This is a genomic window from Vibrio sp. WZ-1 (assembly GCF_052037695.1).
GTDB lineage: Bacteria > Pseudomonadota > Gammaproteobacteria > Enterobacterales > Vibrionaceae > Vibrio.
Map to the genome: position 1 here is coordinate 107,711 of NZ_JBQEQR010000083.1, position 26,523 is coordinate 134,233.

At 45.5% G+C, this 26,523-nt stretch carries 23 protein-coding genes and 1 other RNA gene; 5 read left to right on the forward strand and 19 right to left on the reverse strand.

The window, feature by feature from the left end:
• Positions 1-11: 11 nt before the first annotated feature.
• Together mutT and secA are read right to left on the reverse strand one after the other, a co-directional pair.
• The gene (mutT, locus tag ACTS60_RS20380) at positions 12-410 is read right to left on the reverse strand and encodes an 8-oxo-dGTP diphosphatase MutT (protein ID WP_440889742.1); all 399 of its coding nucleotides are present in this window, start codon (positions 408-410) and stop codon (positions 12-14) included.
• A 61-nt stretch (positions 411-471) separates the two neighbouring features.
• Positions 472-3,201 carry a preprotein translocase subunit SecA gene (gene secA / locus ACTS60_RS20385; RefSeq protein ID WP_440889743.1) on the reverse strand — a complete coding sequence of 910 codons (2,730 nt, stop codon included), beginning with the start codon at positions 3,199-3,201 and terminating at the stop codon, positions 472-474.
• 406 nt (positions 3,202-3,607) lie between these two features.
• Between secA and ACTS60_RS20390 the strand changes: the two genes are divergently transcribed.
• Positions 3,608-4,069, forward strand: coding sequence for a DUF721 domain-containing protein (locus tag ACTS60_RS20390; RefSeq protein WP_440889744.1), 462 nt, complete (start codon positions 3,608-3,610; stop codon positions 4,067-4,069).
• Positions 4,070-4,130: 61 nt separating this feature from the next.
• Here the strand turns inward: ACTS60_RS20390 and lpxC are convergent, their stop codons facing one another.
• The 16 genes from lpxC to rsmI form a co-directional block, all read right to left on the reverse strand.
• The gene (lpxC, locus tag ACTS60_RS20395) at positions 4,131-5,048 is read right to left on the reverse strand and encodes a UDP-3-O-acyl-N-acetylglucosamine deacetylase (RefSeq protein ID WP_440889745.1); all 918 of its coding nucleotides are present in this window, start codon (positions 5,046-5,048) and stop codon (positions 4,131-4,133) included.
• Positions 5,049-5,148: 100 nt separating this feature from the next.
• The gene (gene ftsZ, locus ACTS60_RS20400) at positions 5,149-6,387 is read right to left on the reverse strand and encodes a cell division protein FtsZ (protein ID WP_440889746.1); all 1,239 of its coding nucleotides are present in this window, start codon (positions 6,385-6,387) and stop codon (positions 5,149-5,151) included.
• Between the two features lie 30 nt (positions 6,388-6,417).
• Positions 6,418-7,680 carry a cell division protein FtsA gene (gene ftsA, locus ACTS60_RS20405; RefSeq protein ID WP_010445869.1) on the reverse strand — a complete coding sequence of 421 codons (1,263 nt, stop codon included), beginning with the start codon at positions 7,678-7,680 and terminating at the stop codon, positions 6,418-6,420.
• The gene (locus ACTS60_RS20410; RefSeq protein WP_440889747.1) at positions 7,673-8,458 is read right to left on the reverse strand and encodes a cell division protein FtsQ/DivIB; all 786 of its coding nucleotides are present in this window, start codon (positions 8,456-8,458) and stop codon (positions 7,673-7,675) included. Before ACTS60_RS20410 ends, ftsA begins: the two co-directional genes overlap by 8 nt.
• Positions 8,459-8,648: 190 nt before the next feature.
• A complete protein-coding gene (murC, locus tag ACTS60_RS20415; protein ID WP_440889748.1) occupies positions 8,649-10,109 on the reverse strand; it encodes a UDP-N-acetylmuramate--L-alanine ligase in 1,461 nt (486 codons plus the stop codon).
• Positions 10,110-10,131: 22 nt separating this feature from the next.
• The gene (gene murG, locus ACTS60_RS20420; RefSeq protein WP_440889749.1) at positions 10,132-11,199 is read right to left on the reverse strand and encodes an undecaprenyldiphospho-muramoylpentapeptide beta-N-acetylglucosaminyltransferase; all 1,068 of its coding nucleotides are present in this window, start codon (positions 11,197-11,199) and stop codon (positions 10,132-10,134) included.
• Positions 11,186-12,382: a cell division protein FtsW gene (ftsW, locus tag ACTS60_RS20425; RefSeq protein WP_440889750.1), complete on the reverse strand. Its 1,197-nt coding sequence runs from the start codon at positions 12,380-12,382 to the stop codon at positions 11,186-11,188. Before ftsW ends, murG begins: the two co-directional genes overlap by 14 nt.
• Positions 12,383-12,400: 18 nt before the next feature.
• Positions 12,401-13,714, reverse strand: coding sequence for a UDP-N-acetylmuramoyl-L-alanine--D-glutamate ligase (gene murD, locus ACTS60_RS20430; protein WP_440889751.1), 1,314 nt, complete (start codon positions 13,712-13,714; stop codon positions 12,401-12,403).
• A 39-nt stretch (positions 13,715-13,753) separates the two neighbouring features.
• Positions 13,754-14,836 carry a phospho-N-acetylmuramoyl-pentapeptide-transferase gene (mraY, locus tag ACTS60_RS20435; RefSeq protein ID WP_440889752.1) on the reverse strand — a complete coding sequence of 361 codons (1,083 nt, stop codon included), beginning with the start codon at positions 14,834-14,836 and terminating at the stop codon, positions 13,754-13,756.
• Positions 14,836-16,200: a UDP-N-acetylmuramoyl-tripeptide--D-alanyl-D-alanine ligase gene (locus tag ACTS60_RS20440; protein WP_440889753.1), complete on the reverse strand. Its 1,365-nt coding sequence runs from the start codon at positions 16,198-16,200 to the stop codon at positions 14,836-14,838. Before ACTS60_RS20440 ends, mraY begins: the two co-directional genes overlap by 1 nt.
• A complete protein-coding gene (murE, locus tag ACTS60_RS20445) occupies positions 16,197-17,678 on the reverse strand; it encodes a UDP-N-acetylmuramoyl-L-alanyl-D-glutamate--2,6-diaminopimelate ligase (protein WP_440889754.1) in 1,482 nt (493 codons plus the stop codon). Before murE ends, ACTS60_RS20440 begins: the two co-directional genes overlap by 4 nt.
• Positions 17,679-17,732: 54 nt before the next feature.
• Positions 17,733-19,517 carry a penicillin-binding transpeptidase domain-containing protein gene (locus tag ACTS60_RS20450; protein WP_440889755.1) on the reverse strand — a complete coding sequence of 595 codons (1,785 nt, stop codon included), beginning with the start codon at positions 19,515-19,517 and terminating at the stop codon, positions 17,733-17,735.
• A complete protein-coding gene (gene ftsL, locus ACTS60_RS20455; RefSeq protein WP_440889756.1) occupies positions 19,514-19,831 on the reverse strand; it encodes a cell division protein FtsL in 318 nt (105 codons plus the stop codon). Before ftsL ends, ACTS60_RS20450 begins: the two co-directional genes overlap by 4 nt.
• Positions 19,832-19,836: 5 nt before the next feature.
• On the reverse strand, positions 19,837-20,787 hold the full coding sequence (gene rsmH, locus ACTS60_RS20460) for a 16S rRNA (cytosine(1402)-N(4))-methyltransferase RsmH (RefSeq protein ID WP_440889757.1): 951 nt from the start codon (positions 20,785-20,787) through the stop codon (positions 19,837-19,839).
• A 190-nt stretch (positions 20,788-20,977) separates the two neighbouring features.
• Positions 20,978-21,406, reverse strand: an RNA gene (gene rnpB, locus ACTS60_RS20465) — RNase P RNA component class A.
• Positions 21,407-21,689: 283 nt separating this feature from the next.
• The gene (rsmI, locus tag ACTS60_RS20470; protein WP_010445844.1) at positions 21,690-22,553 is read right to left on the reverse strand and encodes a 16S rRNA (cytidine(1402)-2'-O)-methyltransferase; all 864 of its coding nucleotides are present in this window, start codon (positions 22,551-22,553) and stop codon (positions 21,690-21,692) included.
• Between the two features lie 68 nt (positions 22,554-22,621).
• Between rsmI and ACTS60_RS20475 the strand changes: the two genes are divergently transcribed.
• From ACTS60_RS20475 to ACTS60_RS20490, 4 genes are read left to right on the forward strand one after another with little or no spacing between them, the layout of a single operon-like run.
• Entirely contained in the window at positions 22,622-24,433 is a 1,812-nt protein-coding gene (locus tag ACTS60_RS20475; RefSeq protein ID WP_440889758.1) for a penicillin-binding protein activator, read from the forward strand.
• The gene (locus tag ACTS60_RS20480; protein WP_440889759.1) at positions 24,420-24,788 is read left to right on the forward strand and encodes a YraN family protein; all 369 of its coding nucleotides are present in this window, start codon (positions 24,420-24,422) and stop codon (positions 24,786-24,788) included. The genes ACTS60_RS20475 and ACTS60_RS20480 overlap by 14 nt, the downstream gene beginning before the upstream one ends.
• Before the next feature lie 3 nt (positions 24,789-24,791).
• The gene (locus ACTS60_RS20485; RefSeq protein ID WP_010445840.1) at positions 24,792-25,382 is read left to right on the forward strand and encodes a phosphoheptose isomerase; all 591 of its coding nucleotides are present in this window, start codon (positions 24,792-24,794) and stop codon (positions 25,380-25,382) included.
• A gap of 21 nt (positions 25,383-25,403) precedes the next feature.
• Positions 25,404-25,985 carry a BON domain-containing protein gene (locus ACTS60_RS20490; protein ID WP_440889760.1) on the forward strand — a complete coding sequence of 194 codons (582 nt, stop codon included), beginning with the start codon at positions 25,404-25,406 and terminating at the stop codon, positions 25,983-25,985.
• A gap of 45 nt (positions 25,986-26,030) precedes the next feature.
• On the opposite strand, the gene sspB is transcribed toward ACTS60_RS20490, so the two are convergent.
• Complete coding sequence (sspB, locus tag ACTS60_RS20495) at positions 26,031-26,510, reverse strand: ClpXP protease specificity-enhancing factor (protein ID WP_440889761.1); 480 nt, start codon at positions 26,508-26,510, stop codon at positions 26,031-26,033.
• Between the last annotated feature and the right edge of the window lie 13 nt (positions 26,511-26,523).

Consider the following 26,523-nt stretch of genomic DNA (forward strand, 5'->3'; position numbering starts at 1 on the left):
TTCGCGGTGAGTTAAGAAAACTCTTTTACTACTCGCTCAAGGATAGGTACATTCGCTTCAGGGAAGGTGTAATCAGGCAATGCTGTAATATCGACCCAACGGCCTTCTTGACCTTCACGACCATAAGGTTGGTTATTGAATTGAGTGACCGTCATGAAATCAAACTTCAGAGACTTATCTGGATAATCGTATTCCAAGCGCTCAAACAAGGCTTGCTCTGTCGCCGTAATACCAATCTCTTCCTCAAGTTCACGAATCATCGCTTGTTCAACACTTTCACCTTGCTCAACTTTGCCACCAGGAAACTCCCAAAAGCCGCCTTTGTGTTTGTCATCTGGACGTTTGGTGATGAAGATTTGCGATTTGTCTTGGTTGAAGATGATCGCCGCAACAATATGAATTCTTTTCATTAGATTAGTTCCTACAAAAAGAGCCGCCTAAGCGACTCTTTATTTATGTTTTCAGACTGTATTAGTCGATTTTACCGTGGCACTGTTTGTACTTTTTGCCGCTGCCACATGGACAAGGCTCATTACGGCCCACTTTACGTTCGTCACGAACCATTGGTTGATGAGAACCTTCTTCCGACTCTTCACCTTCAGACAGTGGGTTTTGTGCTGCCGCGTGCTGAGCTTGTGCACGACGAGCCGCTTCTTCAGCTTGCGCACGACGTTGCTCTTCCATACGCTCAACCTCTTCTTGCTGTTGAACGCGAACACGGGATAGAACAGTAATCACATCTGTTTTCAGCGCTTCTAGTAGACCTTCAAACAGTTCAAACGACTCACGTTTGTACTCTTGTTTCGGGTTCTTTTGCGCGTAACCACGTAGGTGGATACCTTGACGTAGGTGATCCATCGCCGCTAGGTGTTCTTTCCATAGCGTATCTAGCGTTTGTAGCATTACCGACTTCTCGAAGTTACGTAGCACTTGTGCGCCAACCACTTCTTCTTTCTGTTTGTAAACTTCTACTGCTAGGCTAATGATCTTCTCACGCAGTGCTTCTTCGTATAGCTTGTCATCTTGCTCAAGCCATTCTTTGATCGGCGCATCCAGATCGAAGTCTGCTTTCAAGCGTTCTTGTAGACCTTCTACGTCCCACATATCTTCTAGAGATTGTGGTGGAATGTATTCGTCGATGATCGCAGTGATAACATCTTCACGGTTTTGCTCGATCATGTCGCTAATGTCGTCAACGCTCATTAGCTCATCACGCAATTCGTAAACCACTTTACGTTGATCGTTCGCCACGTCATCGTATTCAAGAAGTTGTTTACGGATATCGAAGTTACGACCTTCCACTTTACGCTGTGCTTTTTCGATTGAACGAGACAGCATCTTAGATTCGATCGCTTCACCTTCTTCCATACCACTTTGGATAAGGCTAGCCATACGATCTGAAGTGAAGATACGCAGCAGTGAATCTTCCATCGATAGGTAGAAACGAGATGAACCCGCGTCACCTTGACGACCAGAACGACCACGTAACTGGTTGTCGATACGACGAGATTCGTGACGCTCAGTACCGATGATGTGTAGACCACCTGACTCTAGTACTTGATCGTGAACCTGTTTCCACTCAGCTTTGATAGCATCGATCTGTTCTTTGGTTGGATCTTGCAGTGCTTCCACTTTCGCTTGCCAGCTACCACCCAACACGATATCGGTACCACGACCTGCCATGTTAGTCGCGATAGTTACTGCACCAGGCGTACCTGCTTCTGCAACAATCTCAGCTTCACGTTCGTGGAATTTCGCGTTCAGTACGTTGTGCTTGATCTTAGCTTTCTTAAGTGCATTAGATAGCAGCTCTGATTTCTCGATAGAAACCGTACCCACTAGAGACGGTTGACCTTTCTCTACACGCTCTTTGATGTCTTCGATAATTGCAGCAAATTTTTCGGCTTCAGTGCGGTAAACCACATCTGGCATATCGTCACGGATCATAGGTTTGTTAGTTGGGATAACAACCGTTTCTAGACCGTAAATCGATTGGAATTCGAATGCTTCAGTATCTGCTGTACCTGTCATACCTGACAGTTTTTCGTATAGACGGAAGTAGTTCTGGAAGGTAATCGATGCCAACGTTTGGTTTTCGTTTTGGATCTTAACGCCTTCTTTCGCTTCAACCGCTTGGTGAAGACCTTCAGACCAACGTCGACCAGGCATTGTACGACCAGTATGTTCATCAACGATCACGACTTCACCGTCATCATTTACGATGTAGTCTACGTTACGTTCAAACAATACGTGTGCACGAAGTGCTGCATTAACATGATGCAGTAGGCTGATGTTAGCTGGAGAGTAAAGCGTATCACCCTCTGCCATCAGACCGTTTTTCACCATCAATTCTTCAACGAATTCTTGGCCCGTTTCTGTTAGGTGAACCTGTTTAGATTTCTCATCTACTGTGTAGTGACCGTCACCGCGGTATTCTTCAGAATCTTCTTTATCTTGCTTTTGAAGCTGTGGAATAAGCAGGTTGATACGAGTGTATAGATCAGAGCTGTCTTCTGCTGGACCAGAGATAATCAAAGGTGTACGAGCTTCATCGATAAGGATTGAGTCCACTTCATCGACAACGGCAAAGAAGCGTGCGCGTTGAACACGATCTTCGTTGCGGAAAGCCATGTTGTCGCGTAGGTAATCAAAACCAAACTCGTTATTTGTGCCGTACAAGATGTCGGCTTGGTAAGCTTCTTTCTTAGCTTGAGGTGGCATGTTTGGCACGTTCACGCCAACAGTCATACCTAGGAATTCAAATAGTGGACGGTTAGTCTCAGCATCACGTGTCGCTAGGTAGTCGTTCACTGTGACTACGTGTACACCTTTACCTGGAAGTGCGTTTAGGTAAGCAGGAAGGGTTGCAGTTAAAGTTTTACCTTCACCAGTGCGCATTTCCGCAATTTGGCCGCCGTTCAGTACCATACCACCGATAAGCTGAACGTCGAAGTGACGCATACCGTAAACACGCTTAGATGCTTCACGAACCGTAGCAAATGCTTCTGGAAGCAGCTTATCAAGCGTTTCACCTTGTTCTAGGCGTTCACGGAACTCAACAGTTTTCGCTTTTAGTTCTTCATCTGATAGTGCTTCGAACGTTGGTTCGTAGTTATTTATTTCTTTTACAATTTTTCTAAGGCGGCGCAGTGTTCGGTCGTTGCGACTGCCAATTACTTTTGTCAGTAGCTTAGTTATCATTTTATGTAAATCTCTCGTTTATCAGACCGTTCCCGATCTACTTGAATGCCTTCAGTCTCTACCAGTTTGGAACTAAGAATACTGAGATAAATCATTTATCAAAGATATTGAGTTCAAACGTCCAATTTTCAAGGCTTAAATTTGAAACAATGTGGCATAGTGTAAGGATTTTTCTTCAATCCAACCATAAATAGCCCAATTTGTTTGAAGCACTTGGAAGTTTTTATCCAAAGTGATGATGGATTAGCCAATATTCTCATGCAAAATCCCCAAAGCTTTGTGTCTCAAGCAATCAGAAATATCCATCAGAGATATGCAACTATAAATTAAAGGCCATAATGTAAACTATACCTGAGCAGAAAGCTGCTCTAGAATAGCTTTATCTCAACAAAATTAGTTTTTATCTATGCGCGACCATCGTCCTACCTCTACTGAAGAGCTCATCGCTGAATCTCGGCTTAGTCAGCTTCAAGAACACGCTGGCGAGATCTTACTGCTGAACAAAGCATTACAAGAGATTTTACCAAAAGGAACGGCCGATCATTGCCGTGTGGCAAACGTGCGAAATGGACATCTATTGATCGACGTGGCTAGCGCTGCGATCAAAATGAAGATCGATTATGATCGTCTGATGATCTTGAATAAACTAAGAAGCCAAGGGCATGCAAAGCTGATGAGTGTAGAAGTGAGGATTAACCCATCTCTCTACCGCAATCGTTACGAACAAGAACAAAAGCCCAAACGACCACCGTTAACTGAAGCTGCAGCAAACTCGCTATTAATCATTGCTGATATGGCTCCGCCAAAGATCCAAGAACGTTTAAAACGTCTTGCTGATATGGCAGAAAAGAAAAGCAAAGAATCCTAATCTGCAAATAGTAAAAAGCCAGGCATTGCCTGGCTTTTTTAATTTATTGCGTGTTTAGGTATTACGCTAGAACCATATTTGGTTCTGCAAAAGCAACCGGTGAACCCGCTTCTTCTTCGAATGTTGTCCATTCCCATGCTTCTTGATCAGCAAGGACTGCACGTAGAAGTTGATTGTTCAGGCCATGACCTGACTTGTACGCTCGGAATTCACCGATAATTGCGTGACCACACATGTAAAGATCACCAATTGCGTCCAACACTTTATGAGTAACAAACTCATTTTCAAAGCGAAGACCTTCTTCATTAAGAATACGGTAGTCATCCAGTACAATTGCGTTATCAAAGCTACCACCAAGAACCAAGTTCTGAGATTGTAGGTATTCGATATCTCGCATAAAACCAAACGTACGTGCACGAGAAATCTCGCGAACAAAACCTTGAGATGAAAAATCAAACAAAAGACGTTGCTCGTCTGATTCGATCGCAGGGTGATTAAAGTCGATTTCGAAGTCCATACGGAAGCCGTTAAACGGAACAAACTCTGCCCATTTATCACCGTCTTCAAAACGGACTGGCTTCTTAATACGGATAAAGCGCTTAGGTACATTTTGTGTTTCAACACCCGCTTGCTGAAGCAGGTAAACAAAAGGGCTTGCGCTACCATCCATAATTGGGATTTCAGGTGCATCAACTTCAACAACAATGTTGTCGATACCCATACCAGCAAGTGCCGCATTCAAATGCTCAACAGTTGAGATACGTACACCTTCATCATTCACCAATGCTGTACAAAGCATTGTATCGCGAACTGATTCTGGGTCTGCTGGGAAATCTACAGGAGGATTTACGTCTGTACGACGGTAAATAATGCCTGTATTTGCAGCAGCAGGGCGCAGAGTAAGCGTAACTTTACGACCAGAGTGGAGGCCCACACCAGTTGTTTTCACTATTTCTTTCAGAGTACGTTGTCTGATCATCTGCTTGCCTCTTAAAAAGTGCTACAAAACACGGCCGATTGTAACGTCGACCGTGAATGCTACCATAATTTTGAGCTGTGTCAAATTTACGGGTTAATAATTAATCAGCCTGACGACGCAAAAATGCCGGAATATCTAAATAACCGCTTTCTTTCTCTTGCTTAGGTGCTGCGTTTTGACCACCAGCTGCAGGAGAAGATGAAACTGTGTTTGTCGGCTGAGGAGTTACTTGTGGCTTCTCTTGTACAGGATTTGTCTGCAAAGTTTGTGCCGGTTTCTCTTCAGCTTGTGGCGCTACGCTTTGAGCTTGTGGTTGTGGCGCTTGTGGCGCAGGTGCCACTTTCGCTTTACCACCAGCAACTAGCGTGATATCTGGTTTTTTCTCATTACCAATACCAGTAGCAACAACAGTCACGCGGATTTCATCTGTCATATCTGGATCGAGTGAAGTACCAATAACCACAGTTGCATTATCAGAAGCAAAAGCTTTCACTGTGTTACCCACTGTCTCAAACTCGTCAAGACGCATATCCAGACCAGCGGTGATGTTAACAAGAACGCCACGCGCACCTGCTAGATCGATATCTTCTAGAAGTGGGCTAGAAATTGCCATTTCAGCAGCTTCTTCTGCACGGTCTTCACCTTTTGCAATACCACTACCCATCATGGCATGTCCCATCTCAGACATCACAGTACGTACGTCCGCAAAGTCGACGTTGATCATGCCAGGGCGAGTAATTAGCTCAGCAATACCTTGAACCGCATTCTTAAGAACATCGTTCGCACTTGCGAAAGCTTCTAGTAGCGTTACACCACGGCCCAGTACTTTAAGTAGCTTTTCGTTTGGAATTGTGATCAAAGAGTCAACGTGCTTAGATAGCTCATCGATACCTTGCTCAGCAAACGCCAAACGCTTTTTGCCTTCAAAGCTGAACGGTTTTGTTACTACCGCAACAGTAAGAATGCCAAGCTCTTTAGCCACTTCAGCAATAACAGGTGCTGCACCAGTACCTGTACCACCACCCATACCAGCTGCGATAAATACCATATCGGCACCAGTGATGGACTCTTTAATTCTTTCTCTATCTTCGAGAGCTGCGTCACGGCCAACTTGTGGATTCGCACCAGCACCCAGACCTTTAGTGATATCACCACCAATCTGGATCACATTGCCAACGCTTGTCTTACGAAGTGCTTGCGCATCAGTATTAACGCTGATGAACTCCACACCTTCGATGGATTCACGCACCATGTGTTCAACAGCGTTACCACCGCCGCCACCAACCCCAACGACCTTGATTACTGCATCGTCAGACATTTCCATCATCGGTTCAAACATGTGTTGTCTCCGTTTATCCTGCAACTCAGGTTAAAACTCTTTTTGTATCCAATTACGCAATTTACCGAAGAAGCCAGTAACAGATGAACGTTTCGGTTCATTATACTCGCCATCATCACTGGACTGCATGTCTCTTGCGTAATGAAGTAATCCAACTGCCGTAGAATGATACGGCTCTTTTACATAGTCAGTTAAACCACTAACTTCAAGTGGTTTACCAACCCTAACTTGGTTGCGGAATACGCGTTCCGCACACTCTACCACTCCGTCAATTTGCGCAGCACCACCAGTTAAAACTACACCTGCAGCTAAATGATGTTTAATGCCCTCTTCGCGCAATTTTGCTTGTACAGAGTCGATAGTTTGGTTAACCAATCCCATAAGCTCAGAGTAACGAGGTTCGATCACTTCCGATAGTGTCTGACGCTGCAGACTACGCGAAGGTCGACCACCTACACTTGGGACATTAACCGTGTCATCCTTACTGACCAGTTCACTTAGGGCACAACCATATTTCACTTTTATCTCTTCAGCATCGCTTACAGGCGTACCAAAAGCAAAAGCAATATCGCTTGTTACAGCGTTTCCTGCGTAAGAAAACACTTCTGTGTGACGTAGCGCACCACCAGTCCAGATAGATACATCCATCGTGCCAGCGCCAATATCAACCACACAAACCCCGAGCTCTCTTTCATCCTCGGTGATCACTGCGTTACTCGCAGCAAGCCCAGAAAATACCAGTTGCTCTACTTTAAGACCGCAACGCTCTACAGCCTTAATAATATTGCGTGCCATATCATTATGGCATGAGATCAAATGGACACTTACTTCCATTCTCACTCCAGATAAACCAAGCGGATTTTTAATACCCTCTTGGTAGTCGATGGTGAACTCTTGTGGAATCACATGAAGGATTCGCTGTTCATCACCGATTTTAATCGATTTTGCAGTATGGATAGCACGATCCATATCTTCTTGGGATACTTCCTCATCGGAAATAGTTCCCATGCCCTTCTCAATACGGCTCGCAATATGCTTACCTGATAATGAGATAAACACTCGGCTAATTTGGCATTCTGCCATTAGTTCGGCTTGATCAATGGCTCTTTGGACCGATTTTACTACCGATTCCAAATCGTTCACGCCACCTTTATCCATGCCACGTGACGGGCTGCTACCTGCACCAATAATATTTATTTGGCCATCAGGTAAAATTTCACCCACTAGAGCTGACACGGTTGCAGTGCCTATATCAAGACCAACAATAATGTTGTCATCAGCGGCCTTAGTCATCTGTACTCTCTTGTTCTAACTCTTGTTCAGGAAACCAACCGACTGCGGCTCCTGTATCGTACCTTAAGTCGATATAACTAATTCTTTGGGTGTCACTGCCAAGCTGATGATACAACTCAAAAAAACGCTGTATACGCTCGTCAAGAGACTCTTTACCTAATTCTAAACGTATGCCGTTATCAAGGATAATTTGCCAAGCACGACGTTCATTCAGCACAAGTGAAGATATCGCGAGACCCAGTTTTGCAAATTGAGGCTGTAATGTTCGGTAGGTCTCTAAGACTTCCGGCCCACTTGCTGCTGGTCCATATAACTTAACTTTTTCTTCTTTTAACAGACCTACATCACCATCAAAAACGATCCCACTATTATCTAATAGTTCGTTGCCATTCCAAATGGCTTCTGGGTGATATTCGGTTAAGAATACTTTTACTTTATCTGGCCATTGCTTACGAATTGCGGCATGAGCAACCCAAGGCAAAGCTTCAACACTCTGCTGTAATACATCAATGTCCTGAGACATAAATGTACCGATATGATCGATTCGCCCGAACGCACTTTGTACGTCCTCAGCCGTGACATACTCCAAGTTACCTTGCAGTATTATTTTGGAAAGAGGTAACCTTTGGTCATCCCACATCCAACTGATCGCCGAATACAACACAGAACTAATCAAAGTCACGACGAAAACGAAAAACAGAGCACCTATTAGTTTTTCTTGACGACCACGGAATAGTTCCTTTTGTGGTTGTTCTTCATTCAGTGCCATATTTAACAATGGTATTGTTTCCTGACTGTTGTCCCGTGTTTTACCTTATATCTCACAAGGCGGTAAAAACATTGACGTTAACCTTGGGATTATACTGAGCTCTTGTAAACTATCAAACATTGATAGTGACAAATCACAACTATCTTGACACAAAATCGAGATCTGCGTCTTTTTCCACACTATGTGTAAATGAATTCACTTATCCCTGCTGCATCTTTTTGATGTTTAACTCTAGTGCAGCGAGCTGTTTAGCTACTTTACCCACATCCCCGGCACCTTGAGTTAAAACTAAGTCACCTTCTTGAATGACATTAGCAAGCACTGATGGTAGTTGGCTAGTTTCAGGCACAAAAATGGGATCAACCTTGCCACGGCTACGAATAGTGCGGCATAAAGCACGACCATCCGCGCCTGCGATCGGCTTTTCACCTGCGGCATACACGTCAAGCATGATAAGAACATCAACTTGCTCTAACACATTTACAAAGTCATCATATAAGTCACGAGTACGACTGTAGCGGTGTGGTTGGAAAATCATAACAAGACGCTTATCTTGCCAGCCACTGCGGGCCGCATTGATGGTAACACCGACTTCTGTCGGGTGGTGACCGTAGTCATCAACAAGCATTGCATGGCCATTGCCTGTATCGAACTCACCTAAATGATCAAAACGACGTCCAGTACCCTGTGTCCCCGCCATTGCTTTAAGGATTGCTTCATCGCTGATGTCATCTTCCGTAGCAACCGCAATCGCTGCTGACGCATTAAGTGCGTTGTGGCGACCAGGGATATTAAGTGTAATATCAAGGTTTGCTCGACCTTCACGAACGACAGTGAACTTACCTTGTTGACCTTCTTGGTGGTAGTTCTCGATACGCACATCAGCATCTTCAGAGAAACCGTAAGTGATCACTTGGCGGCTAATACGTGGAATCAGCTCACGAATCACAGGATCGTCGATACACACAATCGCTTGACCGTAAAACGGTAGGTTGTGTAAGAAATCGATGAAAGTTTGCTTCAGGGTTTCGAAGTCACCACCGTACGTATCCATATGGTCCGCTTCGATGTTCGTTACGATGCTCACCATAGGTTGTAGATGTAAGAATGACGCATCACTTTCGTCTGCTTCAGCAATCAAAATTCGGCTAGAACCTAGACGTGCATTCGTACCTGCGCTCTTAACCAGACCACCATTAACAAACGTTGGATCTAGACCTGCTTCAGAATAGATTTGTGTAACAAGCGCAGTAGTCGTCGTTTTGCCGTGCGTGCCCGCAACCGCAATGCCGTGGCGGAAACGCATCAACTCAGCCAGCATCTCAGCACGGCGTACGATAGGAATACGCAATTCGCGCGCTGCCATTACTTCTGGGTTTTCTTCGTTAATCGCGGTAGAAACGACTACTACACTGGCTTTTTCAACATTACTTGCTTGATGACCGATAAATACCGTCGCACCTTTTGATACTAAACGCTCAGTCACAGGGTTTTCTGATAGATCCGAGCCCGTGATCTGGTAGCCTTCGTTCAACAGCACTTCTGCAATGCCGCTCATGCCCGCACCACCAATACCGATGAAGTGGATGGATTTCACGCGGCGCATCTCTGGCACCATTGCGCGAATCTGAGCTAAGTCTTGTGTATGTTGGATTGTCATCAATTCTATTCTCAATAATTCGTTAACGCTTTTCGGTCAAAGCGACAATGGCTTGCGCGACTGTTTTGTCCGCCTCTAACTTTGCTGCACTACGTGCTTGCTCGGCCATTGTAAGTAAAGCTTTTCGATCCAATAGTTGGATCTGCTGAGTCAAAGACTCAACGGTTAAATCTGGTTGTTCGATCATCTTAGCTGCACCGCAGTCCACGAGATGGTCTGCGTTCAGAGCTTGCTGGCGGTCTTTATGCATGAACGGTATAAAAATAGCGCCCACGCCCGCCGCAGACACTTCTGATACCGTCAAAGCACCTGAGCGACAAACTAAAAGGTCTGCCCATGCATACGCCTGCGCAACATCATCAATAAATTCGGTTACTTCTGCGTTCGCTACGCCATTCGCTTGGTAAGCAGCATTCACTTCATCAGCAGCGCCTTTACCCGCTTGGTGACGAATACAGTAATTTTCGCCCAACTTCACCATAACTTCTGGCAGAGTTTGGTTAAGAATGCGTGCACCTTGGCTCCCCCCCATCACAAGAATGCGAATTGGACCTTGGCGCTCTTGCATGCGTACTGCAGGTTCCTCCAGTTGAGTCACGTCCTCGCGAACGGGGTTACCAACCACCTCTGCATTTGGAAAAGCACCAGGGAAAGCTTGGAATACTTTTTTCGCTATTTTTGATAGCCATTGGTTAGTAAGACCAGCGACTGCATTTTGTTCATGCAGAACAACTGGAATACCACTCATCCAAGCAGCAATACCGCCAGGGCCGCTAACGTAACCACCCATGCCAAGCACTGCATCTGGCTGCCAGCGCTTCATATGAGCGCGAGCCTGCATGATGGCATTGATGATCTGAAATGGTGCCGCAAGAAGGCGCTTAATGCCTTGACCTCGTAGACCTTTTACTTTGATAAAGTCGATTTCAATGCCATGTTTTGGCACTAAATCGGCTTCCATTCTATCCGCTGTGCCTAGCCAGCGAATGTCCCAACCTTGTGCTTGTAACTGCTTTGCTACTGCAAGACCTGGGAATACGTGACCGCCAGTACCACCAGCCATCACCATCAAACGTTTATTTTTCTTCATCGATTTGTTTTTCTAGTTCTTTCTGGCCGCGCTTTAAGCGGCATTCATGATCGATACGCAGCAATATAGACACTGCTACAGACATAATAATTAAACTTGATCCACCGTAACTGATCAGCGGTAGAGTTAGACCTTTAGTTGGAACAATACCCGCAGCAGCGCCAACGTTAACTAGCGTCTGGAACGCAAACCAAATACCGATACCAAACGCAAGGTAACCACCAAACATTTCGCCTTCTTCGAAAGCACGCTTGCCAATGTAAATGGCTTTTAGTACTAAACTGAAAATTAGCATGAGTACCAAGACAACCCCAACAAAGCCTAGCTCTTCTGCTAACACTGCAAAAACAAAGTCGGTATGAGCTTCAGGCAGATATTCGAGTTTTTGAATTGAGTTACCTAAGCCTTGCCCGAACCATTCTCCACGGCCAAATGCCATTAAAGATTGGGTAAGCTGATAGCCGCTACCAAATGGGTCTTCCCATGGGTCTAAGAAAGAAGTTACACGCCTCATTCGGTAGGGTTCGATAAGAATCAACCCAACAACCGCCCCAATACCTGCAATCATCAGTGCTAAGAATTGAGTCAGTTTCGCCCCAGCGATAAATAGCATACCAAATAGGGTCACCAACATTACGACTACGGTGCCTAAATCAGGCTGACCGAGCAATAATACTGCCAAGAATGCAAACACCATGATTGGCTTCATAAATCCACCAAAAAAGGTTTGCCTTACTTCTTCTTGCTTACGTACTAGGTAGCCAGACATAAAGATAAACAGCGATAACTTAGCGACTTCCGCGGGCTGTAAGTTGAATAGACCTAACGGGATCCATCGCGATGCACCATTGACCGATTTACCCGCTAGCAAAACAATAATGAGTAACGCAAATGAAATTCCTAGTAGGTAGTGACTTCGCTTAAACCACTGCTCTAACGGTATCTGAAGAATCACACATGATGCCCCCAGCGCAAGTACCAAGAAAGTGGCATGTCTAAACATGAAGTGGAAAGGCTGGTCAGTCAGACGTGAGCTGATTGGAAAGGATGCTGAGGTCACCATAACCAAGCCCGTTAACATCAAACCCAGCGCAATCCAAACAAGTTGGCGATCGAAGAGCGCCTCTGGTGCCGGATGCTTAAGCCAAGTGCCAATGCTGCGTTTAACGTTACCTAAACCCACGAAGTGTGTAACCTTTAATTATGCATATTTCTTAGCAAGAGCTGCAAATGCATCACCCCTTGCCATAAAGTTATCGAATTGATCAAAGCTAGCACATGCCGGAGACAGCATCACCATATCCCCCGTTTTTAACTGCGAAGATATTTGCTGAATCACATCTTCCATTGTATCAAAGCGAGTTGCAGATTCATGTAATGGCATAAACTCATCGCCATCTGCACCAAAACAGCACAGTTGCAAGTTAAGTGTCGCGAAGATCGGTTTTAATGGGGTGAAATCCGCGCCTTTACCAACACCACCTACCAACAAATACAATTTACCTGGCGATTCTAAACCGGAAAGCGCAGCCATAGTGCTTGCTATATTCGTTGCTTTAGAGTCATTCACCCATTTTACACCCCGATTATCCGCAACCACTTGGCATCGATGTGTCAAACCCGTGTAAGTTTTCAGTGCATTCAAAGCTTTGCGATAATCCACGTCAGCAGCTTTCAGCAGCGCAAGTACAACCAATGCATTAGCCAAGTTATGCTTCCCAACAAGCATCAGCTCATCGCTGGCAATAACACGCTGATCGTGATCAAGTAGCCAAGTTCGTTGACCATCAAACTCAAGACCGTAAGCTTGCGCATCACTGCCAAATGTCACCATTGGCACATCAGTTTCAGGGAAGGTTTCTGGGTCATCTCGGTTCACAACCGCTAATTCCGCGCTATCGAAAATACGCAGCTTAGCTTGTCGATAGTCCGCCATACCTTCGTAGCGATCCATATGATCTTCAGAAAGGTTCAGAAACGCAGCCGCTTTAAGCTTCAAATTTGAGGTAGTTTCTAGTTGGAAGCTCGACAATTCAAGCACATACAAATCCGCGTCTTGCTCTAGCAAATCGAGAGCAGGAACACCGATATTGCCACCAACACCCACTGTTAAGCCTGCAGCCTTCGCCATTACACCCGTTAAATCAGTAACGGTGCTTTTACCGTTCGAACCAGTAATCGCAATGACAGGCTTATCGACTGCCCAAGCGAAAAGTTCGATATCACCAACGACTGGCGTTCCTTTGGCAAGAACCGCTTGTATCTCTGGTGTCGCTAAGGCAATACCCGGGTTAGTCACCACTAAGTCGGCCTCTGCAAGCCACTCAGTATTCCAACCACCACTGTGCAGTTCAACTTGTTCTGGTAAGCGCTCAGCTCCCGGAGGAGTCGCACGTGTATCGATGACTTTAACCGTCAGTTGCGGCTGTGTTTTTGTTAGGTGTTTAACGACAGAGAGCCCGGTAATACCGAGCCCTACAACGACGACCTTATGTATGTTTTGCCAACGTTCCATATTTGATCACGCAATTTGTCTTGTTCTTGGAAAGTGCGATCAACGCACTTTCAGTGTCGCTAGACCAATCAGAACAAGAACCATAGAAATAATCCAGAAGCGCACGATTACGCGAGGCTCTGGCCAACCTTTCAATTCGTAGTGGTGGTGAATCGGTGCCATGCGGAAAATACGCTGGCCACGAAGTTTGTAAGAACCTACCTGTAGAATTACCGATAACGTCTCCATTACAAATACACCGCCCATGATCACTAAGACCAACTCTTGACGAACCAATACTGCAATGGTGCCAAGTGCGCCACCAAGAGCAAGTGAGCCAACATCACCCATGAACACTTGTGCTGGGTAAGTGTTAAACCACAAGAAACCAAGACCTGCACCTACCATTGCCGTACATACCACAACCAACTCAGACGCGTGTGGTAAGTATGGTATATGTAAGTACTCAGAAAAATTCACGTTGCCTGTCGCCCAAGCAATCACGGCAAAGCCTGCCGATACCAAAACCGTTGGCATAATAGCTAGACCGTCTAGGCCGTCGGTTAAGTTAACCGCATTGCTGGTCCCCACAATAACGAAGTAGGTCAGAACAATGTACATCAAACCAAGCTGCGGCATGATATCTTTGAAGAATGGCACCACCAGCTGAGTTGCAGCGGTATCTTTGCCATACGCATACAATGCGAACGCCACAACAAATGCAATCAATGATTGCCAGAAGTATTTCCAACGCGCAATCAGACCATCGGTATTCTTACGCACGACTTTACGATAGTCATCGACAAAGCCGACCGCTCCATAACCTAACAGTACCGTCAGTACAGCCCAAACGTATGGGTTTGATAAATCAGCCCATAAAAGAATAGTGATCGAAATAGCAGCTAAAATCATGATACCGCCCATTGTAGGGGTACCACGCTTGCTAAAGTGAGATTCTGGGCCTTCGTTACGTACAACCTGACCAATTTGCAACAACTGCAGTCGCTTGATCATGATTGGTCCCATCCAAAGAGATAGACCAAGTGCGGTTAGTACACTCAAAATCGCTCGGAAAGAGAGGTATTCGAACAATCGAAAGAAAGAAAAGTATGGCTGTAGCAGCTCGGCAAGCCAAATAATCATTAAAAATACTCCTTCAAAGCAGCCGCTATTTTAAACATACCTGCACTGTTTGCACCTTTAACCAGAACGGTATGGTTATCAGAACTCGTGGAGGTAAGCTGCTGCTTGATGTAGTCAATCATCGCTTCATGTGTTTCAAAATGGAGACCAGAACAAAGGTCACTGATAACCTTGGCATCAAAGCCATACGTCAACACATGTTCAAAATTTAGTGGGGCAGCATGTTCTCCGACTTGACGGTGAAGTGCAAGACTTTCGTCTCCCAATTCCGCCATATTGCCCAAAATCAACCAACGTTCGCCTTGAAAAGTACCGAGAAGGTCAACGGCAGCTTTCATTGCCGGCACACTTGCGTTGTAACTATCATCGATCAATTTAACGTTTGCATTAAGCTGCTCAACTTCAACTCGACCTTTTACTTTGCTTAAGTTCTTCAAACCAGCTTGAATTTCTTCTACCGTCGCTCCCATATTGAAAGCAATGATGGATGCAGCAATTGCATTTGCAACGTTGTGCTGACCGATAATTCCCAGTTCAATAGAAAAGCTTTGCTTACGAGGTTGATCATGGAGAACAAAGCTCGCCTCTCCTGAGGTATTTAAAACGATCTTAGACGCATAATAGTCAGCATTTGAATGATTTTGTGAAAATGTAATGACATGTTTATCAGACAATACCTCTTTCCACACCTCCTCACCCTGACTATCCAAATTTACGATCGCGACACCCTTGGGTGGCAAGCCCTGATAAATCTCACCTTTTGCTTGCTTAACACCATCGATTGAGCCAAAACCCTCAAGGTGAGCCGCAGCCACATTGTTGACCAGCGCAATGTCAGGCTTAACAAGTTGAGTCGTATAAGCAATTTCACCAATATGGTTCGCACCTAGCTCAATCACAGCGTAGTCATCTGACAACTGAGAACGAAGTAGTGTCAGTGGCACACCAATATCATTGTTAAAATTGCCGGCGGTAAACAACACCTGTCCCTTTGATTGCAGAATACTAGCAACCATCTCTTTCACCGTTGTTTTGCCACAACTGCCCGTGATAGCAACCGTTGGCGTTTCACACTGCTTGTGAACCCAAGCAGCCACTTTACCTAATGCAACCTTACTATCTTCAACAACGACTTGTGGCGCATTCACATTAACGTGCTTTTGCACTAATAATGCGCCTGCTCCTGACTCTACCGCCTGTTTACAGAAGTCGTGCGCATCAAAGCGCTCACCAACCAATGCAACAAACAGCGCACCTTGTTCAATAGCACGAGTATCAGTCGACACTGATTCAATAGACAGGTCATTACCAACCAGCGTACCGCCAGTGATGTCAGCTATTTGAGAAAGCGTTACCGTGATCATGATGAAAGCCCCAATAGTGTCATGGCTGACTCTCGGTCAGAGTAATGAATAGTTCCAGAGTTTAAAACTTGGTAGTCCTCGTGACCTTTACCAGCCAGAAGGATAATGTCTTGAGAAGAGGCATGTTCAAGAGCATAGGACAGCGCCTTAAAGCGGTCGTGTTGAATAATGGCCTCCGCTGGTTTCGTTAGACCAGTCAACATGTCTCTCATTATCTGTACCGGGTCTTCGCTACGAGGGTTGTCATCGGTAAGCACAACTTTGTCACCCAAACGTTCGGCGATTTCCGCCATCATTGGTCGTTTACCCGCGTCACGATCGCCACCACAACCGAAAATAGCCCAAAGCTCACCTTGGCAGTGCACGCGTAAAGCTTGCAACGCTTTCTCTAGTGCGTCAGGAGTGTGTGCGTAATCAACCACGACTTTTGCATTGTCGTCAGCTTGGAACAACTCCATACGCCCAAGCACAGGCTGCAACTGAGCTGCTGTAGCAAGTAAGTCCTGCTTACTGAAGCCCAAGCTAAGTAATGTTGTAAATGCCAACATGAGATTTGCCGCATTGAACTCACCGATAAGCGGAGCGTTCAGCGTGCCGTCACCAAACTTGCCATCAAATTCAATCGTAATGCCCAATTCTGCATAAGCGATATGATTTGCAAACACTGTCTGTGAAAATTCTGGTGCTGGTTTGAGTGACACAGCTAAAGCATTTGATAGTTGCTTCGCCCATGTCGCGCCCACTTCATCATCCACGTTAATGATTGCGTGCTCACATTGATGAGCAGTAAATAGGGTGAACTTAGCGTTAGCGTATTCTTCCATCGTGCCATGGTAATCCAGATGATCACGACTTAGGTTAGTAAAAACACCCGCAGCAAAAGCTAGCGCTTTAACGCGACCTTGAATCAAACCATGGGAAGAGACTTCAAGCGCGGTGTATTTTGCGTTTTGTTCGGCTAATGAGGCGAGTGTCTTTTGTATTTCGACAGCATTACCCGTGGTATTTGCAGCTTGTTGTAGATTATCGAGGAAACCATTACCTGTGGTACCCATAACCGCTGCTTTTGAACCGACTAAATCAATCCACTGCGCAATCAGTTGAGTGATGGTGGTTTTTCCGTTCGTGCCCGTGACACCAATCAGCTCCATATTTGGGTAGTGATAAAGCTGGCCAGCTATTTCAGACAAGCACTTATCAAGCTCCTCAAGATAGATCACTGGTACGTCATCAACAATTTCAAGCGTGCCGTGTGGTTTTAGAACGCATGCTTGAGCAATAACTGCGTTTGCACCTTGCTCAATGGCTGTCGGGATAAACTGACGCCCATCCACAACATGGCCAATAATGGCGACAAAAGTAGTACCTGATTGAACTCTTCGACTGTCGAGTTCCAGTTCAGAAACAACAATCGATGACAGACTCGAGCAATCAACCCAATTTAAAAGTAGCGTGTCCATACTGATGGCTTTAGTCATATTTGTTCTCCGAGCTACAGCTCAGTTCTTAATGCTATCGCAGCAGGTTCAAACCTACTGCTGGAATTTATTTTCGTCAGGGGCAACATTTAGAATTTGCAGTGCACCTTTCATTATTTCAGAAAAGACAGGCGATGCCACCGAACCACCATAGTAATCATCACCTTGAGGTTCATTTACGATCACCACGAGAGCAATTCTTGGATCACTCACAGGCGCCAAACCTGCAGTATACGTAATGTATTCATCACTGTAGCCACCAGCAGCAGCCTTACGTGAAGTACCCGTTTTGGCTCCAACTCGGTACCCTGGCACCGCAGCTCGACGAGCCGAACCACCTTTCTGAGTTACGGTTTCTAGCATATCCAAAACTTGACGCGCATGTTCTTTGCTTACCACTTGGCGAGCCATATTTCGATCATTACTTTCGATAATATGAATGGGCTCGTACTTACCTAAATTTCCCAATGTGGCATAGGCATGTGCTAGTTGAATAGGTGTTATCGACAAACCGTAACCAAAGGCAATGGTTGCTCGTTCAATTGGAGACCAACGCGTTCTGGTAGGGAATATACCCGTAACCTCACCAACTAGGTTTAGCCCTGAAACCTCACCTAAACCAACCGAATTATATAGTCCAAGTAAGGCTTCTACTGGCATCTGCATCGCCAACTTAGTCACACCAATGTTACTCGACTTTTTGAGAATTTCAGTCAGGCTTGCTTTGCCCACCTTCGATACATCTCGAACTCGGCTGCCACCAAGCTGAAGGATACCGTTACCAGTATCAACAATGGTATCCTTGTCTGCGACACCATTTTCAAGCGCAGCAAGAATAACAAACGGTTTGATCGTAGAACCTGGCTCCATAGAATCAGTAATGATGCGATTGCGCATCTTATAGCTCTGCCAATCACTGCGATTATTTGGGTTGTATGACGGTGCGTTGACCATCGCAAGAACAGCCCCTGTTTTAACATCTAGCATGACGGCAGAACCCGATGTCGCCCTGTGGTCAGCGACCGCTTGCTTAATTGCGCGGTATGCGATGGCTTGTAGTCTTTGATCGATCGTTAACTGTAGAGGCTTACCTTCTTCCTTTTCCTCTAGAGAAATATTTTCAACAACTCGTCCGTATCGGTCTTTTCGAATTGTTTTTTTGCCAGCTTCGCCTGTAAGCCATTTATCATAACTACGCTCAACCCCTTCTAGGCCGTGTCCGTCGATACCCGTAACGCCCACAAGGTGTGCACTCACTTCTCCTGCTGGATAATAACGACGTGATTCTGACTTGAGCCCAACGCCAGGCAGCTTCAACTCTCGAATGTAGTTTGCCATCGCTGGGCTCACTTGGCGTTGCAAGTAGATAAAACGGCGCTTTTCGTTCTTTTTGATTTTGTTAATTAAGCCTTGGCGATCTAAACCCAATACGTCTGCTAAGGCATACCAGCTCTGAACTTGATCTAGTGCTTTGTCTTTAAAAATTGTAGCAGGATCGGCCCATACGGCTTCTACGGGTACACTGACAGCAAGAGGCTCTCCTTTTTGATCAGAGATTATTCCTCGAGCAGATGGAAGAGACTTAACGCGGACAGAGCGCAAATCACCTTGCTTAATCAGGTTATCTGGCTCAACAACCTGGATGTACGCAACTCGGCCAACTAACAGCGCGAAAGCGCAAAAAACGAAGAACAGTAAGAGGTGAAATCGCCATCGAATTAAGAACGGGTTATCGAGTGTTTGAGGAGAACTCGGTTTATTTGCAGTTTCTTTTTTGTCGACTTTTGGCTTTGAGGAGGAAGCCTTTCCTTGCTTAGTCTTGGTTTTCTTTCCAATCATTTTAGTGTGATCACCACTTCTTTATCACCATCAGGACGCTTCATTTCTAACTCTTTTTTAGCCAGATCTTGAACGCGACTGTGCTCAGCAAGCGCTGTCTCTTCTAGCATCAAGTTACGCCACTCGTTATCTAAGCGTTCTCGCTCTACTAAAGTGAGATCTTTTTCAGTAATCGCTTGGCGAGCATGATGGGTAGCAAAAACCACCCCCATTGCAGACGCAAATATCAGCAGCATCAGCAATAAGGGCCATCGACCAACGGTTATCAAATCCATTGCGATTAATTTAGCAAGGTTAGGAGTGGTTTTCGTCATGATTACTACAGTTTTTCTGCAATACGGAGTACTGAACTACGAGAGCGCGGGTTCATGTCAATCTCTTGCTTGGTAGGCTTAATCGCTTTACCAATAGGCTTCATGTTCGCACTGCCAAGCGCACGAATTTGCTCTTCTGTCATTGGGATTCCGTGTGGCACTTCTGGGCCTTTACTCTCTTTACGAATAAAGCGTTTCACCATACGGTCTTCCAGAGAATGGAAACTGATCACTGACAAACGACCTTCTGGAGCCAAAATGCTCGCAGCGCCTTTTAGTGCTGTATCAATTTCTTCTAGTTCACTGTTGATGTAAATACGGAATGCTTGGAAAGCACGAGTCGCAGGGTGTTTTTTCTCTTTGAAACTTTTTGGTGCCGCATCTGAAATCAGTTTCGCTAACTGGCCCGTACGAACCATTGGCTCGTTCTCTTCATCTTCACGGTATGCCACAATTGCTTTAGCAATACGACGTGCATGCTTGTCTTCACCAAACTCTCGAATGACCCAAGTAATATCATCAAGATCGGCTTCCATCAGCCATTGAGATACAGGAATGCCTGACGTTGGATCCATGCGCATGTCTAGCGGCCCATCTTTCATGAAGCTAAAGCCACGCTCAGCATCATCAAGCTGAGGGGATGACACACCAAGATCGAGTAGAACACCATCCACTTTGCCTACTAAGCCATAATCTTCTGCATATTGCGCCATGCCCGAGAATGGGCCATGGATAATGGTAAAGCGAGGATCATCAATTTTTCCCGCTTCTGCGATGGCTTGTGGGTCACGGTCGATGCTGTAAAGTCGGCCATTTTCACCTAGTTTCGACAAGATAGTTCGGCTGTGACCACCACGGCCAAATGTTCCATCGATATAGGTACCGTCGGGTTTGATAGCCAAGCCATCAATGGACTCATTTAATAACACAGAGATATGTTGGAATGTTTCGGTCATAGCTTTCTCGTTGAATGATCTTGAAGCGATTTCTAGGGCATGTAGACCTAGTGTACTGATTTCCCACATCATCGCCACTACAAGTCTAAAGTTAGACGTGATTCAGCGCCAAGTTTATTGGTAATGACATAGTTTGCGTCAATAAAATGCAAAAAACCCATCACTACCGAAGTAATGATGGGTCTCGAATAGGTGGAGCCGACACATAAGCCGGGTTCTGTTCCGCTTGCGCGGCGGTAGCCATTCGTCTAGGCCAGCAATCACTCACTGGCTCGAGCAACCTACCCGCCTCCTTACGCGAGCAACGCAATGTGGAGGCCTATTTGGTCTTGCTTCAGGTGGAGTTTACCCTGCTACGAACTATTACTAGTCGTCCGGTGCGCTCTTACCGCACCCTTTCACCCTTACCTGTGCCCTAGGGCCATCGGCGGTCTTCTCTCTGCTGCACTTGTCGTAGGCTTGCGCCCCCCAGGCGTTACCTGGCACCTTGCTCTATGAAGCCCGGACTTTCCTCCCCTTTGTCAGTCTCCCGAAGGACGTCAACGTCAGTCTCCCAAAGGGACTTCGACGTCAGTCTCCCGAAGGACATCAACAAAGCAGCGACTACCCAGTCAGCTCCGAGGGCGGATTGTATAGAGTTATCCCCTCAGAGTCTAGTGAGATCACAGAAATGCTGAAAACGGTCAGTTAAGTGGTCAAAAAGGCAGCATTCTAAAAGCAGAGCGCTCCCGAAGCGCCAGCTTCCATAAGCAAAAGGGGAGCCGCGTTAACGACACCCCTTATCAATCTTATCTAAACAACTCTGAAAGCTAACGACTCTTGAACGAAACGACTAAAGCCCACTTCTCGGCCCCCGCCTCTCGAAGCGAAGTATTCCTGAAGTGTCAGCGTTCTGAGAGCTTCTAGCCCAGATTCTCTAAACCCCACTTATACAGTGCGTTTTTCTTTAGGCTATAGATCTCTGCGGCAAGTGCTGCGGCTTTCTTCAATGGCAGCTCTTTCGTCAAAATACCCAGCGTACGGGTTGCTTCATCTGGCAACGTATCTTCGGTTGAGTCACGATGACCGTGAATAAGCAGAACCATCTCACCACGTTGCTGATTATCGTCACTCTTCACCCACTCAATCAGTTCACCTAGCGGCATTCCTTGAATGGTTTCAAAGGTTTTCGTTAGCTCACGCGCCAAGACAACTTCTCGTTCAGGGCCAAGAACGTCTAACATATCTTGTAGAGAGTCCAAAATACGGTGTGGTGACTCATAGAAGATACAAGTGCGTTCCACTGACGCAATTTCCAAGAACTTGTCTTTACGACCTTTGCTTTTCGGTGGTAGAAAGCCTTCAAAGCTGAAACGATCTGATGGTAAACCAGAAGCACTTAACGCTGTGATGACTGCACACGCACCAGGAAGAGGCACAACTCTTACGCCCGCTTGACGACATTTTGTTACCAAATGGTACCCTGGATCGCTAATTAGTGGCGTTCCAGCGTCAGAGACTAAAGCAATAGACTGACCTGAAAGTAGTTTTTCGACCAAGGCTTGCGCTTTTTGCTGCTCATTGTGATCATGCAAAGCAAAAGTTTTAGTTTGGATATTGAAGTGAGACAGTAATTTGCCCGTATGTCGAGTATCCTCAGCGGCAATGATGTCCACATTCGACAGAACTTCGATAGCGCGTTGTGTGATATCCGCTAAATTTCCGATTGGAGTCGGTACGATGTAGAGAGTTGGCCCCTCATTTGGCAACTTATTTTTATCTGTCATTTGTTTAGCATCACTTCAACGATTAATATAGAGACAATTTTGTACAAAATTATAGAGAACTCACGGCAATGATGAACCATAAGAGACTCAGTGTACCACGCTTACTCACTCCTGTTGCACTGGCAATTACGTTGGCGGCTTGTTCCTCTGGTCCAAAGCAACCAGACAGCGTAGACATTACGCTAGAGCCAACCCAGTCAGTTCAGAACTACATGATTCAAGCAGATAGCACTGAAGGTAGCCTACAGAATGATTGGCTTATTATGGCTTCTAAGGCTGCTATCCAGGCAAATGAATTCGATCAAGCTGAGTTACTACTAAAACGTCTTTCACGCCAACAACTTACTGAAGTTCAGCAAGCTGAGTGGCAACTAACTCGTGCGACGTTGAAACAGAAACAGGGCAATTACCAGCAGCTATTGCAAGAGTTGAACTTTCAGCCGTGGTGGAAACTACCAACAGAGCAGTGGAAGGACTATTACACTCTGCGTGCGGATGCCTTCCAAAGCTTGCACAAACCCTTTGATGCAAACCGACAACTGGTTGCTCTTAGTCAGTACTCATCGCCATCTGAGCAAGCCGCTATTTCAAGTCGAATCTGGATGAACTTTGCAAGTTATTCAGAATATGAGCTGACCTCGCTACGTACCGAAGCGAGTGAAGACGTTTTAGATGGCTGGCTACAATTAGCGATTTACGCTAAAACTCTTGCCGGTAATATCCCCCAATTAAAAAATACGCTGGAACGCTGGTTGAGTGAGAATCCATCACACCCTGCAGCAGTTTATACTCCAGCAGAAATCCAAAATATTTTGGCATTAGAAATTGTTAAGCCAAACAATACGGCCCTATTACTTCCGCTTACTGGTAAGTTCGCCCCTCAAGCGCAATTGATTCGAGATGGCTTTATCTTTGCAATGATGAACGATGAGTATCGTGATCCGAACGCAACTCTGACTGTTATTGATACGCATGCCTACAGCGCAGACCAAATCAAACAACGTTTGAGCAACGAGAACATTGACTTCGTCGTTGGCCCATTACAGAAAGAGAATGTGACTTTATTGCAAACGAGCTTGGATGGCAGTTTAAATGGCCCACATATTCCTGCGCTAGCACTAAACATTCCAGAAGATGTACAACCTGGGAATGACATTTGTTACCTAGCACTATCGCCAGAACAAGAAGTAGCTCAAGCCGCCAAACACTTATTCAGCCAAGGCTATCAATTTCCTATGATTCTTGCGCCAAATGGTTCATTTGGCCAACGAGTTGTCGAAGCCTTCAATGACGAATGGACGAAATACAGTTCTAACAAAGTTGCGGCGAGCTACTTTGGTGATAAGCGCCAGCTACAAAAAAACATCAACGACGTTTTTGGCCTACAAGAGAGCCAACAACGAATTGCCCAAATGCAATCATTGCTGCGCATTCCGCTAGAGACTCAACCTCGTAGCCGACGAGACGTTGATGCGGTCTACATCGTTGCACGCAGTTCAGAGTTAACGCTTATTAAACCATTTATTGAAGTTGCGATTAACCCTGATGCTAAACCACCGCAATTATTCTCAAACTCTCGCAGCAACAGTGGCGATACGGTATATGAAGATCTCACCGGTATTATTTATAGTGATATCCCACTACTTATTGATGCCGACCCTTCTCTAAAGGCGGAAATGACTGAGCTTTGGCCAAACCAATCAAATATGGAAAAGCGCCTAGAAGCTCTAGGTATGGACGCCTACAAGCTCATGGGTGAACTGCCACAAATGAAGGTGGTTCCAGGCTATTCCGTACCAGGTCAAACAGGCGCCCTAAGCATAGATAATAACTGCGTTGTACAGCGAGAGTTGAGCTGGGCGGAACGTGGGGCTCTTTAGTAAGCGACAAATTGGCAACCAATATGAAACCCTGGCAAAGCAATATTTACAGAGCCAGGGTTTACGCTTTATCGATCAAAATTTTCTGACTAAAGTTGGCGAAATTGATTTAATCTTCCAACAAGGCGAAACTATCGTCTTTGTTGAGGTCAAATATCGTAAGAATGATAGCTTTGGCTCGGCGGCCGAAATGGTTACATCGGCTAAAATGCGCAGATTGGTGAAAACCGCAAATTTGTGGTTACTTAAACGGCATCTATCCGCGCATACTACTGATTACAGATTTGATGTTATCGCAATTCATAACAGCGGAGCAGACATCAACTGGATACAAAACGCAATCTCTGAAGGATAAACAATGCTAGATAGCATTAAAGACAGTTTTACAGAAAGTATTCAAATTCAAATTGCAGCAGCAGAAGCGCTGCCAGATGCCATCACTCACGCAGCTCAAGCTATGGTCTCGAGTTTGCTCAATGGCAATAAGATTCTATGTTGTGGCAATGGTGGCAGTGCATCGAACTCGCAGCAGTTTGTTTCTTGCCTTTTAAACCGATTCGAAACTGAACGCCCTAGCCTACCCGCAATGGCCTTAACAGCAGATAACACAACTCTGACTGCGGTAGCCAATGATTACCACTACCAAGAGATCTTCTCTAAGCAGGTACGTGCTTTTGGCCAACCTGGTGATATCCTACTGGCGATTTCAACTAGCGGTAATAGTAAAAACATCATTAAAGCAATGGAAGCAGCCGTGACACGTGATATGACGATCATCGCTCTTACGGGCAAAGATGGTGGTGAAATGGCAGGTCTACTCGGTGAAAACGACGTAGAAATTCGCATTCCATCTCACCGAACCGCACGTATTCATGAAGTTCATATGTTGACGTTACATTGCCTGTGTGACTTGACCGATCAGGTGCTTTTCCCTGCACACGACGAATAACCAGCTGGAGAGTATAACGCTATGACACGATGCCTTGTCATTTTACTTACGATGTTTAGCCTAAGTGGCTGTGCTGGTTTGTTTATTGCTGGAGCAGCAACAACGGCCAATATAGTGACTGACACCCGCACAACAAAAGAAATATGGCAAGACAACAACATCGAGTTTGAGATTGCGGCTCTAGGAAATAAAGCTCCGTTTAAAGGTCAAGTTCGTGTAGTGGCCAGCTCTTATAACGGAACAGTTGTATTAATGGGCCAAGCACCTACGCAAGCGCTAGTAAACGATCTGGAGGCTAAAGCTCGAGACGTAGAAGGCGTCAAGAATGTTCACAATCAAATTAAGTTGAAAAAGCCGCTAAGTGTCACCGAGATCAGCAACGATAGCTGGATCACAACTAAGGTGAAGTCAGCACTGCTTACTGATAGCGAGCTGAATGGTGTAAAGGTAAAAGTAATTACTGAAGACAGTGAAGTATTCTTGTTCGGATACGTAACAACAGAGCAAGCGAATAGAGCGACGGATATCGCAAGAAATATCTCCGGTGTAAAGCAGGTGATTAAAGGGTTTCAGTATGGTGAAACAGCCTCAGATGCCGAATAATTAAAAGTAATCGACAATAAAAAAGCAGCGATAACGCTGCTTTTTTTATTTAATCACTCTTAAGCTTGGGCGGCCTTTCGGACGAGGCGCTTCTTCCTCTTCAGACTCCGAGTCCACACCTTCTGATTCGTCACTCACGGTAGTGAAAGCTGGCGACTGTTCTTCTTCAACAATCCCTTCTTCTTCAATGTGAGTATACGCTTCTTCCGGTTCAAACATTGTGCCGGCACCGTTTTCACGCGCATAAATTGCGTGTACCGCATAAACAGGCACAATAACTGAGTGAGGACGACCACTGAATCTTGCGTGAAAGGTAATTGCATCATTACCTAGCTCAAGTTGACCAACGGCACGCGGCGCAATGTTCAAGATAATTTGACCATCTTGAATAAACTCAACCGGTACACGAACACCTGGTAGAGTTGCATCAACAACAAGGTGTGGCGTTAGGTCATTGTCTACCAGCCAGTCATAAAATGCGCGAAGCATATATGGGCGGCGAGCAGTCATTTTTGCAATATCCATAACGTGTTATCTA